The sequence below is a fragment of the Citricoccus nitrophenolicus genome (genome assembly GCF_047305825.1).
GTDB lineage: Bacteria > Actinomycetota > Actinomycetes > Actinomycetales > Micrococcaceae > Citricoccus > Citricoccus nitrophenolicus.
Genome location: NZ_CP063070.1, coordinates 1,599,016 through 1,614,703, shown reverse-complemented (window position 1 = coordinate 1,614,703; position 15,688 = coordinate 1,599,016). Strand labels below are relative to the sequence as shown.

Annotated in this window: 9 protein-coding genes and 1 riboswitch; of the genes, 6 read left to right on the top strand and 3 right to left on the bottom strand. The window is 69.7% G+C overall.

Going from position 1 to position 15,688, the window contains the following annotated elements:
* The first annotated feature begins 4 nt into the window (after positions 1 to 4).
* The 4 genes from IMT31_RS07365 (at position 5) to IMT31_RS07350 (ending at position 4,501) form a co-directional block, all read left to right on the top strand.
* Entirely contained in the window at positions 5 to 1,267 is a 1,263-nt protein-coding gene (locus IMT31_RS07365; protein WP_413544281.1) for an acyl-CoA dehydrogenase family protein, read from the top strand.
* 170 nt (positions 1,268 to 1,437) lie between these two features.
* Complete coding sequence (gene sigK, locus IMT31_RS07360) at positions 1,438 to 2,034, top strand: ECF RNA polymerase sigma factor SigK (protein WP_413544280.1); 597 nt, start codon at positions 1,438 to 1,440, stop codon at positions 2,032 to 2,034.
* The gene (locus tag IMT31_RS07355; protein WP_413544279.1) at positions 2,031 to 2,879 is read left to right on the top strand and encodes an anti-sigma factor domain-containing protein; all 849 of its coding nucleotides are present in this window, start codon (positions 2,031 to 2,033) and stop codon (positions 2,877 to 2,879) included. The genes sigK and IMT31_RS07355 overlap by 4 nt, the downstream gene beginning before the upstream one ends.
* A 56-nt stretch (positions 2,880 to 2,935) precedes the next feature.
* A riboswitch (SAM riboswitch) is annotated at positions 2,936 to 3,036 on the top strand.
* Positions 3,037 to 3,046: 10 nt separating this feature from the next.
* Positions 3,047 to 4,501: an LLM class flavin-dependent oxidoreductase gene (locus IMT31_RS07350; RefSeq protein WP_413544278.1), complete on the top strand. Its 1,455-nt coding sequence runs from the start codon at positions 3,047 to 3,049 to the stop codon at positions 4,499 to 4,501.
* Between the two features lie 144 nt (positions 4,502 to 4,645).
* Here the strand turns inward: IMT31_RS07350 and IMT31_RS07345 are convergent, their stop codons facing one another.
* The gene (locus tag IMT31_RS07345) at positions 4,646 to 5,131 is read right to left on the bottom strand and encodes a YtxH domain-containing protein (RefSeq protein WP_345354237.1); all 486 of its coding nucleotides are present in this window, start codon (positions 5,129 to 5,131) and stop codon (positions 4,646 to 4,648) included.
* 185 nt (positions 5,132 to 5,316) lie between these two features.
* On the opposite strand from IMT31_RS07345, the gene IMT31_RS07340 reads away from it, so the two are divergent.
* Entirely contained in the window at positions 5,317 to 6,432 is a 1,116-nt protein-coding gene (locus tag IMT31_RS07340; RefSeq protein WP_413544277.1) for a winged helix DNA-binding domain-containing protein, read from the top strand.
* A gap of 69 nt (positions 6,433 to 6,501) precedes the next feature.
* Here IMT31_RS07340 and IMT31_RS07335 read toward each other — a convergent pair whose 3' ends face one another.
* Positions 6,502 to 7,890 carry an NAD(P)-dependent malic enzyme gene (locus tag IMT31_RS07335; RefSeq protein ID WP_413544276.1) on the bottom strand — a complete coding sequence of 463 codons (1,389 nt, stop codon included), beginning with the start codon at positions 7,888 to 7,890 and terminating at the stop codon, positions 6,502 to 6,504.
* An 89-nt stretch (positions 7,891 to 7,979) separates the two neighbouring features.
* A complete protein-coding gene (locus IMT31_RS07330; RefSeq protein WP_413544275.1) occupies positions 7,980 to 10,769 on the bottom strand; it encodes an HAD-IC family P-type ATPase in 2,790 nt (929 codons plus the stop codon).
* Positions 10,770 to 11,110: 341 nt separating this feature from the next.
* On the opposite strand from IMT31_RS07330, the gene IMT31_RS07325 reads away from it, so the two are divergent.
* On the top strand, positions 11,111 to 15,445 hold the full coding sequence (locus IMT31_RS07325; protein ID WP_413544274.1) for a LamG-like jellyroll fold domain-containing protein: 4,335 nt from the start codon (positions 11,111 to 11,113) through the stop codon (positions 15,443 to 15,445).
* Positions 15,446 to 15,688: the final 243 nt, after the last annotated feature.

Below are 15,688 nucleotides of genomic sequence, written 5' to 3'. Positions count from 1 at the left end.
TCCCATGAGCTATGAGACGCTGTCCGCCCGCTTCGCCCCCGCCTTCGAGGAGGTGGCCCAAGGGGAGATCGCTCGTGAGACCGGACGGCACCTGCCCTTCGCAGCCTTCGAGCTGCTGCGGGCACAGGGCCTCGGGGCCGTGACCGTCCCGGAGCAGTTCGGGGGCGCCGGGGCCGGCCAGGAGGACACCTACCGGCTGCTGATGGACCTGGCCGCGGTGGATGCCAACACGGCGCACCTGGTGCGCAGCCACCTCAGCTTCGTCCAGCATGTCCTGGCCCAGCCGGACCCTGCCGTCCGGGAGCGCTGGCTCGGCCGCACCGCGGCCGGGGACGTGGCGGGCAGCGCCCTCGCGGAGGGCCGTGGGGCGCCTCTGGGAGACGTCGGCACCACGGTCTCCCAGGACGAGACCGGGCAGCTGCTGATCAGCGGCGGCAAGTACTACACCACCGGCAGCATCTTCTCCACGTGGGCGCTGGCCACCGCCCGGCTGGATCCCGGCCTGCCCCGCGCAGTCCGCCGCCGGCACTCCGGATACGCGCTGGCGGTGGTGCGGGTGCGCCAGCCCCGGGTCACGGTGAAGGACGACTGGGACGGCTTCGGTCAGCGGCTCACCGGGACCGGGACCATGGAGTTCGCCGGGGCCGGCGTCGAGGACCTGCTCGTGGTGCCGCCCGGGGATGGTGCGGTGCCCCTGCACCACGAGTCCACGCTGATGGCACTGCTCGCCGGGATCGGGCGGGCCGCACTCCGTGACGGGGTGGAACAGACCCGCCGCCGGCACCGCTCCCCGAACACCGGGGGCGGGCTGACGCCTCGCGAGGACGACCAGATGCTGGGGATCATCGGAGAGCTGTCCGCCCAGCAGGCGACCGCCGAGGAACTCGTGCGCGCGGCGGGCCGGGACCTGGACGCCGCGCTCGCGCACGGTGCGCTGGGAGGGGCCGGGGCCGGCGTCGGACCCTCGGAGGGCGGGGAAGCGGATGGAGGCGCGGCGGCTGAGGCGATGCACCACGCCGCCCTGACGGCGCACCGGGCGCACGTGATGGTGCCGCGACTGGTGCTGGACACCTGCACCCGGATCTTCGACACCCTCGGTGCCTCCGCCACCAGCTCGGAGCTGCGGCTGGACCGGCACTGGCGCAACGCCCGGACCATCGCCAGCCATGATCCTGCGGCCTTCATGGCCCGGATGGTCGGCGATTGGGAGGTCAACGGCATCCGGCCGGTGCCCTACCTGCAGACCGGCGCCACCGACGAGGACTGACACCGACCCATCCGCAGTGTCCTCGGCTCCGAACACCAGACAGCACCTGCACCAGGGCAGGTCACCGGACCGAAACAGGAGGACCCCTGAGGATGAAGAGGCCACCCACACCGAATGACGTCCCTGACAGGTAGGACGTCCCGGGCCCCTCGCCCGGATAAGGTGGAGCCATGACGAGCACTGCAGGCACCGGACCCGCTCGCAGTGCCGCGCGCGAGCGGAACGAACACCTCATGGGCTTGCTCCGGCGCAGCGCCACCGGAGACCAGGAGGCCTTTGCCGCGTTCTATGACGCCGTGGCCCCCTCGGCCTACGGCCTGGCGCGCAAGATCGTGCGTGACGCCGACCTCGCGGCCGACGTCACGCAGGAGGCCCTCGTGGATGTGTGGCGCTCTGCTGAGCGCTTCGATCCCGACCGCGGGTCAGTGGTCGGCTGGGTCTGCTCGATCACCCACCGCCGGTCCGTCGACCTGATCCGTTCCACCCAGTCCGGCCGGAACCGGGAGGAACGGGCCGGAGTGGCCGGGTTCGAACGGGACCGGGACGATGTCTCCGAGGCCGTGGAGACGGCGGAGGACCGGGAACGCGTGACGCAGTGCCTCGGGACGTTGACCGGCCTGGAGTACGAGGCCGTGACGCAGGCCTACTACGGCGGATTGACCTACCGGCAGGTCGCAGAACGGCTCGGGGCCAAACTGGCCACCGTGAAATCCCGGATGCGCAGTGCGCTCCAACGACTACAGGACTGTTTGGGGGTGGGAGCATGACGAACGGCAACGAGAACGAGAACGAGAACAACAACGAGGGCGTGAACGTGATCGACGCGGAGTTGCTCGCAGCCTGGGCCCTGGACGCCGTGGACGAGGACGAGCGCCGCGCCATCGAGCAGCAGCTCGGCTCAGACCCCGAGCTCCGTGCCCGGGCCGATACCCTCAACAGCACCGTCGCCCGCCTGGCCGTGAGCACACCGGCCGAGCCCCCCGCCGAGCTGCGGGGCCGTGTCCTTTCGGCCGTGGCCGGCACCGGTCAGGAGGCCCGGCCTGCCGCGGACAGCGAGGCCTCGCCTGCAGCGGGGCACGGCACTCCCGGCTCCGGTGCTGGTGCCGAGCGAGCCGGCGTCGTTGATCTGGACGGCCACCGGGCCCGCCGGCCGGCCGCGCGCCGCTGGTGGGTGGGGGCGGTCTCGGCCGCCGCGGCCGCCGCCGTCGCCGTGGCCGTGGTGGTGAGCCAGCCGTGGGCGCCCACGGGTGGCGTGACCGAGGGCGATCAGCTCACGGCCATCGAGCAGATCCTCAAGGTGGACGGGGCCGAGCGACTGGAGTCACCGGTGACCGGTGGAGGCGAGGTGGAGGTGGCCCGCGCCCCGTCCGGTGAGACCGTGCTGGCCGCGCGGGGCCTGCCCGCTCCCGCCGAGGGCCGTGACTACCAGATGTGGACCATCCAGGGCGAGGCGGCGCCCCAACCGGCCGGATTGCTCGAGGTCCGGGACGGGCTCGCCCTCGTACGTATGCAGGATGTTCCGGCGGACGCGGCGCTCGCCGTCACGGTGGAACCGGCCGGAGGGTCCGAGGCGCCGACCACGGAGCCGATCGTGGTGCTCGCCGAGGGGTGACCTCACATGACCCGGCCGTTCGTGCCGAGCGGTCCGGGTGTGGTGGAATCTACGGGTAACCATCCAGAGCGGCTGAGAGATCTGGCTCGACGACGCCGCAGCAACCACCGGGCACTCACGTGCACCGGACAGGTGCTACCGCCAGAACCGATGGAAGGAGCATCATCGTGTCTGTCCCCACCCCTGCATCCTCAGCATCCGCCGCTGTCCCCGAGGGCGTGCCCACCACGCCCGCCGGGAAGCGGGAGATCCTGTTCAACGCCTTCGACATGAACTGCGTGGCGCACCAGTCCCCGGGGCTGTGGCGCCATCCGGAGGACCACGCCCGCGACTACAACACGCTGGGCTACTGGACCGGTCTGGCCCAGATCCTGGAGAAGGGCCTGTTCGACGGGCTGTTCATCGCCGACGTCCTGGGCCCCTATGACGTCTACGGCTCCTCGGACGAGGCGACCCTGAAGGCCGGCACCCAGGTTCCGGTCAACGACCCGCTGCTGGTGGTCCCGCCGATGGCCGCCGTCACGAAGAACCTCACTTTCGGGGTCACTGCCGGCACCGCCTACGAGCACCCGTACGCCTTCTGCCGCCGCCTGGCGACCCTCGACCACCTGACCGAGGGCCGTGTGGGCTGGAACGTGGTGACCGGCTACCTGCCCTCCGCCGCCATCAACATGGGCCAGGAAGACCAGATGGAGCACGACGAGCGGTACAACCACGCGGACGAGTACCTCGACGTGGTCTACAAGCTGCTCGAGGGCTCCTGGGAGGACGACGCGGTCCTGTATGACAAGGAGTCCGGCGTCTTCATCGACCCGGACAAGGTGCACCGGATCGAGCACGAGGGCACGTACTTCAAGACGCCCGGCATCGCCTTCACCGAGCCGAGTCCGCAGCGCACCCCCGTGATCTACCAGGCCGGGGCCTCCACCCGCGGCCGTGCCTTCGCCGGCAAGCACGCAGAGGCCGTGTTCATCAACTCGCCCACGGATGACCTGATCAGGGGCACCACGGCGAAGCTCCGCCAGAGTGCCGTGGAGGCGGGCCGCGACCCCTACTCCATCCGCGTCATGTCCATGCAGACCATCGTCACCGGAGCCACCGATGAGGAGGCCCGCGCCAAGTACGAGGAGCTGACGCAGTACATCGACGTGGAGGGCGGCCTCGTGCTGATGTCCGGCTGGATGGGCATCAACCTGGCCGACTTCGAGCTGGATGAGCCGATCGGGGACGTGAAGTCCAACGCCATCCAGTCCGCCGTGGAGACCTTCAAGAAGGCCTCCGGGGACGACTCGATCGAGTGGACCGTCCGCAAGCTGGCCGAGTGGTGCGGAGTCGGCGGCTTCGGCCCGGTCATCATCGGCTCGGGGGAGACGGTGGCCCGCGAGCTCGCCAGGATCCAGGACGAGACGGACGTGGACGGCTTCAACCTCGCTTACCACATCACCCCGGGCACCTTCGAGGACATCGTGGAGTTCGTGGTTCCGGAGCTGCAGGCGCTCGGCCGCTACAAGACCGAATACACCGAGGGCACCATGCGCCACAAGCTCTTCGGCCAGGGCGACCACCTGCCGAAGGAGCACTACGGTTCCGGCTTCGCTCTGCGGAACCGCGCGAACGCCTGAACCTCACCGCGCAAAGTGACGGCGCCCCCACCGAAGTGACCGGGCCCCGTCACTTTGTGCCTGCCCCGGTTGGGCACAAGAGAACCCCGGCCACTCCTGGGATTCAGGGGGCCGGGGTTCTTGCGTGGTGGGGCCGGGTGCGGATCAGTAGCGGTCCGGCCCGCCGCCCTCGGTCTCGAGGGACTGGGACGGATCCGAGACGACGTCGCCCGTCGGGGCCTTCACGTTGGTGTTGCCGCTCGAGGCGTTGGATCCGTCAGTGGCGTGCTTTCCGGTGGACTTGTCCGCGGCGCTCGAGGCCTTGTCCGCCAGGCCCTGGGTGGCGTCCGAGCCCTTCTGGGTGGCCGTGTGGGCTGCGGCATTGGCCCGGTCGGCCTTCTCGGACAGGTTCGGGGCCTTCTCCTTCACGGCATCCGTGGCCTTGTCAGCCAGCCCGGCGGCCTTCTCCGCCACCACGGGCGCCTGCTGCTTCACGGTGGAGGTGGCGCGCTGGACCTGCTCCTGCGTCTTCGGATCGTTCCAGAACCCCTGCGCATTCTTGGCGAACTTGTCCAGGTTCTTGCGGCCTTCTCGGCTGCCCAGCAGGTAACCGAGGGCCGCGCCGATGCCGAGGGTGATCAATCGCTTCATGGTGTCTCCTTTGTGGCGTCGTCCCGTGGCGGGATCCACCGCTCGGGTATGACCCGAGTCTTCACCCTGTGCCGTTGGTGGTCAATCTGTACCCAGTACGGTCTCGGGCCATTCACAGCTGGCCTTCAGGAACGTTCGGCGGCGGGGATACCCCATGGCACACTGTCCCCAGCGAAGGAGGTCCCATGCAGAGTCTCACCCCGGAACGCGTGGCGCGGTTGCGCTTGCTGGCCCAGGGGCTCATCGATCCCTGGCGCACGCCCGAAGAGGCCGCCCGGTCCCTGGTCTGCACTCAGGGCCAGGACTATTCGGGGTCCACGGTGTCACTCGCGCTGCGGTCCGGTGGGGCGGGCGCGGGAAGTGGGACGGGGTCCGTGGCGGCCGTCCGGCAGGCATACGATTCCGGCCTCCTCGTCCGGTCCTGGCCGATGCGTGGGACCCTGTTCGTGGTGGCCTCCGAGGACCTCGGGTGGATCCTGGACCTCACCTCCCCGGGAATCCTCAGGGCCACCGGACGGCGCCGCAGGGAGCTCGGGCTGGAGGCTGCCACGCTGGCGGCGGCCGAGGCCATTGCCGTCCGGGAGCTGTCCGGCGCCGGGCTGACGCGCGCAGGGCTCCTGGAGGCGTGGACCCGGGAGGGGATCGCGGTGGACGCCGGCCGCGGCTATCACCTCATCTTCTTCCTGGCCCTGACCGGGGTGCTGTGCTTCGGACCCACCGAAGGCAAGGGGCAGCGGATCGTGCTGGCCGAGGAATGGATCGGCAGCCACCGCACGTCCGCGCACGCGCCGGGCCCCCGGCCCCGGGACGAGGCCCTGCGAGAGCTGCTGCTGAGCTACCTGCGGTCCCATGGGCCGGCCACGCTGGAGGACTTCTGCTGGTGGTCCAAGCTGGGGAAGACCGAGGCCCGTGCCGCCCTGCGGGAGATCGAGGGCGAGGCGCAGGACCAACTCGAGGGGGCCGAGGGCGGCGGCCGAGAGTACTGGATGGCCGCCGGGCTGCCGGACCGCCATGCGGACCGGGCGCGGGCCACGGCGGCACCGCTGCTGCTGCCGGGATTCGACGAGATCGTGCTGGGCTACCGGGACCGCTCCGCCGTACTGACCCAGGCTGAGGAGGCCCGAGTGGTCCCTGGCGGCAACGGGGTGTTCAAGGGCACGGTTCTGCACCGAGGCCACGCAGTGGGGACGTGGAAGCGCTCCACGAGGAGGGACCGTCCCGTGGAGGTAGAGCCCTTCGGGGTCCTCCCGGGGCCGGTGCAGACCGCGATGCCCCGGCTCAGCGCGGCATTGCCGAGCTGAACCGGGGCACCGAACGGCGCTGGGCGGCCGCCTTCTGGAGGCAGCCGAGGCCGGGAGGTCTGAGGGGACTCAGCCGCGGGGCGTGGCCACCTGTGCCACGGCCTCGGCCACGCGCACCGAGACCTCGGGGTCGAAGACCGAGGGGATGATGAAGCTGGGATTGAGCTCCTCGTCCGTGATGGTCTCGGCGATGGCACGGGCCGCCACCACGAGCATCTCGTCCGTGATGTCTGCGGCGCCGGCGTCCAGCAGTCCGCGGAAGAAGCCGGGGAAGGCCAGCACGTTGTTGATCTGGTTCGGGAAGTCGGAGCGGCCGGTGGCCACGATCGCGGCGTACTTGGACGCGATCTCCGGGTGGACCTCCGGGTCCGGGTTGGACATGGCGAAGATGACGGAGCCCTCGTTCATGGTGGCCACGTCCGCCTCGTCCAGCAGGTTCGGCGCGGAGACGCCGATGAACACGTCCCGCCCGGCCACGGCCTCCTTGAGGGAGCCGGAGAAGCCCTCCTCGTTGGTGTGGTCCGCGAGCCACTGGCGGTTGGAGTCGGCGTGCTGGGAGCCTCGCTCGATGATGCCCGCGCGTCCGGCGGCCACGATGTGGCGCGCGCCGGAGGCCTTCAGCAGCTTGATGATGGCGGTGCCCGCGGCGCCGACTCCGGCCACCACGATCTTGACGTCCTCGATCTTCTTGCCCGTGAGCTTCAGGGCGTTGGTCAGGGCTGCCTGGACAACGATCGCGGTGCCGTGCTGGTCGTCGTGGAAGACCGGGATGTCCAGCTCCTCGCGCAGCCGGGCCTCGATCTCGAAGCAGCGCGGGGCGGAGATGTCCTCGAGATTGATGCCGCCGTAGGCCGGGGCGATGGCCTTGACGATGGAGATGATCTCCTCGGTGTCCTTGGTGTCCAGGGCCACCGGCCAGGCGTCCACGCCGGCGAACTGCTTGAACAGGGCGGCCTTGCCCTCCATCACCGGCATGGCGGCCTCCGGGCCGATGTCCCCGAGGCCCAGCACTGCGGTGCCGTCCGTGACCACGGCCACGGTGTTCTTCTTGATGGTGAACTGGCGGGCCAGCTCCCTGTCCTCGGCGATGGCCTTGCAGACGCGGGCCACCCCCGGGGTGTAGGCGCGGGAGAGATCATTGCGCGTGCGCAGCGGCACGCGCAGGGTGGTCTCGATCTTGCCACCCTGGTGGAGCTGGAAGGTGCGGTCCGTGATCTCGTGGACGGTGACGCCCTCCAGGGCCTCCACGGCGGTGCGGACGGTCTCGGCATGGTCCACGTCCACGGTGTCGCAGCTGACGGCCACGATCATGGAGCTGTGGTGTGACTCCACCACGTCCAGTGCGGTCACGGCCGCGCCGGTGGCGGCCACGGCCGCGGCGAGGTCGGTGGTGGCCGTGAAGGACACGGGCGTCTCGACCTGCAAGGTGATCGAGTAGCCGGGGCTAGGTGCTGCCATGGGGATGCTCCTTGAATTGGGGATCCGAACGGGCGTGGGTGGCCACCTCGGCGGCCAGACAACGTTCTGAGTGTAGCGGCGGCCCGAATCTACCCCCCAGTTCGCGCCGTAACGTGGGGCCGCGCATCCACGGCCGTGCCCGCTGCACCCGGTGCTCCCAGTGCGCCCGACGCGCCGGGCGTGACCGCATGACGGCGCCGGTGCAACTGGTGGATCCCCTCCAGCAGTAGGCAGGCCACGGCCCCGATGCCCACGGCTGCCACAGTCAGGTCCGGGGCCGGGAGCTCGAACTGGTGGAACGTCCGGGAGGCCGGGACCATCAGCACGAGCAGCAGCAGGGCGTACATGGCCGCCACCAGGGTCAGCTTCCACCGGGTCATCGGCCGGGCGATCAGGTTCAGCACCCACAGGCCCATGATCGTCAGGGTGATGACGGAGGCCGTCTGCACCTGCTGCAGGGAGGCATCACCCGGAGCGGCACCGAGGACCTCAGCGCCCCCGGTGAACCCGGCGAACCAGCGCGCGTAGCCGTTCACGGCCAGCATCCCAGCCAGGATGACCACGCCGGAGGGCAGTGCAAACCGCAGGGAACGGCCGAGGAATCCGGGGACGTAGCGGCGCTGGTTCGGAACCAGGGCCAGGAAGAACGTGGGCAGGCCGATCATCAGGAAGTCCACGGTGGAGGCCTGCCGTGGCAACAGCGGATACTGCCAGGCCAACAGGGAGAAGACCACGCCGAACAGCACGGCGTAGGCCGTCTTGGTCAGGTACAGGTGGGCCAGCTGCTCCATGTTGGCGATCACCTGGCGCCCCTCCGCCAGCACCTTCGGCAATCGCGAGAACCGGCTGTCCAGCAGCACCATGCGGGAGACGGCCTTGGTGGCCGGGGCCCCGTTTCCCATGGCGATCCCCAGGTCCGCGGTCTTCAGCGCCAGGGCATCATTGATGCCGTCCCCGGTCATGGCCACCACATGGCCGGCCTCCTGCAGGGCCACCACCATGCCCTTCTTCTGCTCCGGGGAGACCCGCCCGAACACGGAGTGACCATCCAGCACGGCCCGCCGCTCGTCCGGGTCCTCCGGCAGGTCCCGGGCGTCATAGCCGTCCCCCTCAACCTCCATGCCGACCTCGCGGGCCACCGCGGCCACGGTCCGGGGGTGGTCGCCGGAGATCACCTTCAACTCCACGTCCTGCGCGCGGAAGTACGCCAGGGTCTCCCGGGCATCGTCCCGGACCTTCTCCCGGAACGTCAGCACTGCCACGGGCACCAGCTCGACCGGCAGCGCCATGGCATCCTCAGGAGCGCCGTCCCCGAACCAGGAGTCGGCACCGGCCGGACGGTTCGAGGCACAGAGCACCATGGTGCGCAGTCCACGGCTGGTGGTCTCGGCGCACAGCTGCTCAATGCGTTCCCGCTGTCCGGCCGCGCCGCCGGTGGCCGGGAGCAGGGCCTCCGGGGCTCCCAGGACCCACGCGCCGGGCATCGCATCGGTGACGCCGGTGCCGGGGTGGGGGCCGCCGTCGTGCCCTGGGTCCTGGCCTGGATGCTGCCCGGGGGCCTGCCCGTCGGATGGCGGCAGCTGCGGGGGCGCCCCGAAGGCGACGGCGGACCAGCGCCGCTCCGAGGAGAAGGCCACCTGCGCGGTGGGGGCCTGGGCGGGCGTGGCGGTGAAGGGTGCGGCGAGGGCCAGCGCGGTGGGATTGGCGTTCGGGTCCGCGCCGAACCAGGCCAGGACCTGGTCGCCGGCCTGCTGCAGCTCGGGGTCCTCGGTGAGAGGGGATGAGTCGTCGAAGACGATCCGGCCCTCGGTGAGCGTGCCGGTCTTGTCCAGGCAGACGGTGTCCACGCGCGCGAGGATCTCGACGGCCGGCTGCTCCTGGATGAGGACCTCATCGCGGGCCAGCTTGAGTGCGGCCACGGCGAAGGAGATCGTGGTCATCAGGGCCAGGCCCTGGGGGATCATCGCGGTGATCGCGGCCACCGAGGCCACCACGGCCGGTTCGATCGCCCCGTGCTCCAGTGCGTGGGCCCAACCGCCGATCGCCTGGACCTGGCCGTTGACGATCAGCGCGGCGATCGGCACCAGCGCGATGGTCAGCCACTTGGCCACCGTGTCCAGGGCCCCACGGAGCTCGGAGGGCACCTTGGCGAAGCGGCGGGCCTCGATGGCCAGCTGGGAGGCATGGGAGTCCACGCCGACGGCCGTGACCCGGACCAGGCCGGCCCCGGAGAGCACGGCGGAACCGGAGAGCACCGGGTCGCCCGGGCGCTTGCCCACGGCGTCGGCCTCCCCGGTCAGCAGGGACTCGTCGATGTCCAGGCCGTCCGCGGCCAACACCACCCCGTCCGCGGGGACCTGGTCGCCGCGGCGCAGCACCACGGCGTCGTCCAGGACGATCTCCTCGAGCCGCACGGGGCGCTCGGCGCCGTCGCGAAGCACGTGGACGGCGTCCTGGTGGAGCAGGGCGATGGCATCGAGCTTGCGCTTGGCCGAGTACTCCTGGATCACGCCGATGACCACATTGGCCACGGCGGCCAGGCAGAAGACGAGGTCGAACCAGCGGCCCAGCACGATGATGGCCACGGCACAGGTGGCGATCGCGAGGTTGAACAGCGTCAGGATGTGGACCCGCAGGATGGTCCAGATGGACCGAGAGGTGTCCCGCGGCTGCCGGTTGACGAGGAGTTTCTCCTCACGGAGGGCGACGCCGGCCCCGTCCAGTCCCACGGTCCGCAGCACCTCGTCCTCCGGCCGGTCCAGCGAGGCGTGGCCCCGGCGGCGCAGGTGCAGCCGGCGCTGGTGGTCCGGATCGTCCGAGTGGGACGGACGGCCGGCGTCCTCGTGGGCCGACTCGTCGGCGGTCTCCACCATGCTCATGATGATCTCTTTCCCCTCCCGGTGCGCGGCAAGGTGTTGGCGCGGACTTCAATCTACTGGCGCGGATGGCCGGACGGAGTCCGTCCCCGGGGTGATTCCGGGGCGGTTCAGGGTCACCCCTGAGGGCTACCCGGAGTGCTCGGACCGGTCGGGGAGGCCCTCTTTAGAAGGTGCCACGTGGCCTGTCAATGACGCCGTGCAGGAGTTCACCCGACGGTCATTCTCGTTCACGGCCTATGGTCTTTCGGTTCATGAGGAGGTGGTGCTCCGTTCAGTGGCCGTCCCTAGCGTCGAGTGGTCATCGCCGTCTCAGCGCGCACCCTGAAACCGAAGAGTGGATCATGAAAGCACAACGTCTCCCCCTTGCCGTCCTCGCCCTCTCTGTGGGGCTGACCTCCACCGGCACACTCCTGCCCGCCGCCACCGCGTCGCCCGTGGCCCCCTCCGTCCAGGGCGCCACCGCCACAGCGGCGGCCTCGACAGCCGATCGCGAAGCCGACGTCCCTGACGCGGACCTGCTCGACGTCGACTTCGAGGACGGCACACCCACGGATGCCGCGCACCAGCGCGAAGTCTCCATCACGGGTGATCCGGAGATCAGGACGGACGGGTCGCTGGTCCGGCAGGTCGGCGACTTCGACGGGAACGACGCCTATTCGTACCCGCTGACCTCGGACGACTACGGCGCGCTCAGTGACGGGTTCACGGTGGAGTGCAGCTTCAAGCGGGATGCCGCCACCCCCACGGGTGAGGACACCCTGTGTGGCAACAAGGAGGCCGGCGGCTTCGCCATGGTGGTCAAGGATGACCGGGCCGCCTTCATGATCCACGCCGGAGGAAAGTACTCCTTCGCCTGGGCGGACATCGATCCGGACCGTTGGTACCACGCGATGGGCGTCTACGACGGCGAGACCATCCGCTTCTACCTCGATGGCGAGCTCGCCGCGGAGACGCAGGCCGGCGGCCCCATGACCATCCCGCCGAACGAGAGGGCCCACAACATCGTGGTGGGCGCGGACGCGGGTGACAATGAGTCGAGCCAGTTCTCCGTGGCGGCCATCGACTCCGCGCGGCTCTACAGCCAGCCGCTGACCGCCGGGAACGTGGCGGCCCTGCACCAGGAGTTCACCGCGGAGACCGAGGTGCCGGCCGCAGACGTGCTGGACGTCGACTTCTCCGACGGCACCGCGGCAGACCGGGCCCAGGGCATCCCGGCCACGGAGCACGGTGAGGCCGTGATCTCCGAGGATGCCGCGCTCGGACGCAACGTGGCCGCCTTCGATGGCGACGATGCGCTGCTCTACCCGTTGCACGACGAGTACTCGACGATGGAGGACTCCTTCACCCTCGAGTGCGTGTTCCGCTACGACGGCGCGCTCCCGACCTCCGGTGAGACGAACCTGTGCGCGAACAAGGAGGGTGGCGGCTTCGGGATGACCATGTACTCCGACGGCCTGACGTTCCTGACCAGCACGGGCAGCTACCACGACACCAAGTTCCAGATCGAGCCCGACCAGTGGTACCACACGGTGGGGGTCTTCGACGGTGCGTCCCAGACCGTCAGGCTCTACGTCAACGGCGAGCTGGTGGACGAGAACCCCACCGCCAACAGCACCGTCAAGTGGCCGTCCAACGAGCAGGCCCACCACCTCGTCATCGGGGCCGACTCCAACAACGGAGGTGCACAGTTCCATGCCACCGCCACGGTGGCCTCGGCCCGGATCTTCGGCAATGCTCTGGACGCCCAGCAGGTGGCGGCTCTGAACAAGAGGTCCCTGGGGCAGGCGAAGTCCCAGCGGCTCGAGCTGGATTCGACCACTCCGGCGGCCGGTTCGACCATCAGGCGGGCGACCACCCTGGACGTCCAGTGGAACAACGCCGGGCTGCTGGCCCGGGGTGCCGAGTACACCCTGGACGGCGAGCCCGTCGAGCCCGGGGAGAGCATCGGTGCCGGCATGGCCGCCGGCGAGCACGTCATCGGGATCGAGGGCAAGACCGTCTTCGGCACGCCGGTCTCCGAGGCGGTCACCTTCACCTCGGGGTCCATCCCGGAGGGCGGGGGCACCGAGACCGGCCAGGGCGAGGGCAAGGTCACCCTCTCGGCCCGCGCCACGAACCCCGACGGCGGGGACGTCACCACCACGTTCCACGCCGGCAGCGTGGCTGCCGCCGAGGGGGGTTTCCAGGGGATGGTGTCCGAGCTGCCGTCCTCGCTGGAGTTCGAGTACTCCGGCTCCGCAGAGCTCGATGGGGCGGGGGACAGCCCCTCGGCCCAGGAGGGTCAGATCCCCTTCCAGCGGTTCGACGTGGCGGTGGGCGAGCCCGCCGACGGGCAGTCGGTGCGCTGGAACGGAACCGTGGACCCGGCCCGGCAGGTGTCCTTGAGGGCCTGGAACGCCGCCACGGATTCCTGGGAGGAGCTGGCCTCCGGCCGCGGACAGTCGGACGGCACCCTGAGCCTCGACGGCAACATCTCGGCTGACCACGTCAGCGGTGGCGCCGTCCCCCTGATGATCACCGGCGAGGACCCCTTCGCGGACGACCTGGCCAATGAGGTCAAGGACGGCTTCGAGGACCCGGAGGACTTCGACTTCACCCTGGCGCACATCACGGACACCCAGTTCCTCTCCGAGGGGGCTGTCGAGGATGAGTACTCGGCCCAGCAACAGGGTGTGTGGGGTGACGGGTACCAGAAGATGGTGGACTGGATCGTCGAGAACGCTGACGAGCGGAAGATCGAGTACGTGGCCCACACCGGTGACGTGATCGAGAATTGGCAGACCGCCGGAAGCGCCGAGGACGCCGACTATGTGGAGACGGCCAACCGCGAGTTCGAGTTCGCCTCCGGCGTCCAGCGGACGCTGGAGGAGGCAGAGATCCCGAACGGGGTGCTGCCGGGCAACCACGACAACCTGACGGACCGGGAGCACGGGCCGGAGAACCTGTTCAACCAGTACTTCGGTCCGGAGCGGTATCAGGCCTTGGAACAGACCCAGGGCTGGAAGGACGCGAAGGCCTCCTACCACCCGTACTCCGAGAACGACAACGACAATCACTACGACCTCTTCACGGCCGGTGGCCTGGACTTCATCGCGGTCTACCTCGGATTCGGCGTGACCGACGAGGAGATCGCCTGGGCCAACGAGGTGCTGGAGCAGTACTCGGACCGCAACGCCATGATCATGACCCACGCCCAGCGCAAGCCGAGCACTGACCCGGACGGCCGTGGTGGCGCCTTCTCCTATGACGGCTCCGCGATCGACAAGGGGATCCTCCAACAGCATGAGAACGTGTTCCTCGTCCTCTCCGGCCATGAGCACGGCGTCAGCATCGACGTGCGCCAGGACGTCGGCATCGAGGGGCACCACACGGTGGAACTTCTGGCGGACTACCAGTTCTACGAGGTCTCGGCCGAGGAGTTGGGCCTGACCGGAGTGGACGGCCGGTCCGCAGAGGACATGCTGCGTTTCGGCTCGAGCTTCTTCCGGATGCTCCAGTTCGACGTGGACAACTCCGAGTTGGCCGTGGACACCTACTCGCCGTTGCTGGATGAATTCGGTGCCACCGAGTACGACACCCAGGGCCGGTACAACGGCAACGAGGATGACACCAGACTGCCGATCCAGCTGGAGACCCGCAAGACGTCCTTCGGGACCGACCGGGTCATGGTGACCACGCCGACCGACGAGGTCATCGGTGAGGCCACCGTGGCGTCAGGCTGGCCGGCGTCGGTGGAGTGGTCCGGGCTGACCGAGGGCGAGACCTACGCCTGGTACGCCACCAGCCGCGACGCCGGGAGCGGGGACGAGCTGGCCACGGGTGAGACAGACCAGATGGGCGTCTTCACCGCCTCCGCGGCAGGCACGGACACCGAGGCCCCCGAGCTGACCGTGCCCGGTGCGGCCACCCTCACCGTGGGCGAGGAGTTCGATCCCCTGGCCGGGGTCACCGCGCATGACACCGTGGACGGCGATCTCACCGGGGCAGTCCAGGTGATCGGATCCGTGGACACCGCCACCAGCGGCAACCACTCTCTGACCTATGTGGTCCAGGATGCCAACGGCAACCAGTCGGTCGCGTCCCGGGCCGTGCTGGTGGAGGACGCGGAGGAGCCCGAGGAGCCGGGTCTGCCGGCGCCGGACTTCGCGGACAACCCGCAGGGTTCACGGTTCTATGCTCCGGTCCGGTGGATGCAGGAGTCGGGACTGACGGAGGGGTATACGGATGGCACGTACCGCAAGGACCGTGATATCTCCCGTGGCGAGTCCCTGGCGTTCATCTTCCGGTACCTGGATCCGGGGTTCTCGGCGGAGGGCGTGCCGTTCTCGGACATCGATGAGCACCACACGTTCTATCAGGCGGTGTCCTGGGCCAAGGCTGAGGAGATCACGTCCGGCTACGTTGATGGGGAGTTCAAGTCCACCCGGGACGTGACCCGTGGGGAGTTCGCGTCCTTCCTGTACCGCGCGGTGGATCCGGAGGGCAGTTTCACGGAGGCCGGGTTCGGTGACGTGCCGGAGTCGGACGCCCACTTCGAGGCGGTGAACTGGATGGCTGAGGCCGGCCTGGCCGAGGGTTACGTGGACGGGACCTTCCGTGCGGATCGGCAGATCACCCGCGGCGAGGTCGCGGTGATCCTGCACAACTACGCCACCGAGGTGGCTGACCAGGACTGATCCGTCCGCCCGGTCGCGTGCCTCACCCTGGCGCCTGCAGGCCCGACGACGGCCCGGCCACCCTCCCCTGCGGAAGGTGACCGGGCCGTCGTCGCGCCCGGGGAGGTGGACCCTGCCGGCAGGGTCCCTCCAGGTCAGCGGGTGTTCAGCTTCCATTCATCCGGGCGCGGAGACATTCACCTGCGCGGCCTGAGGGGTTCACCCGTACGAGGGGGTGGGTTCAGGGCCGGCCCATAGCGTCGA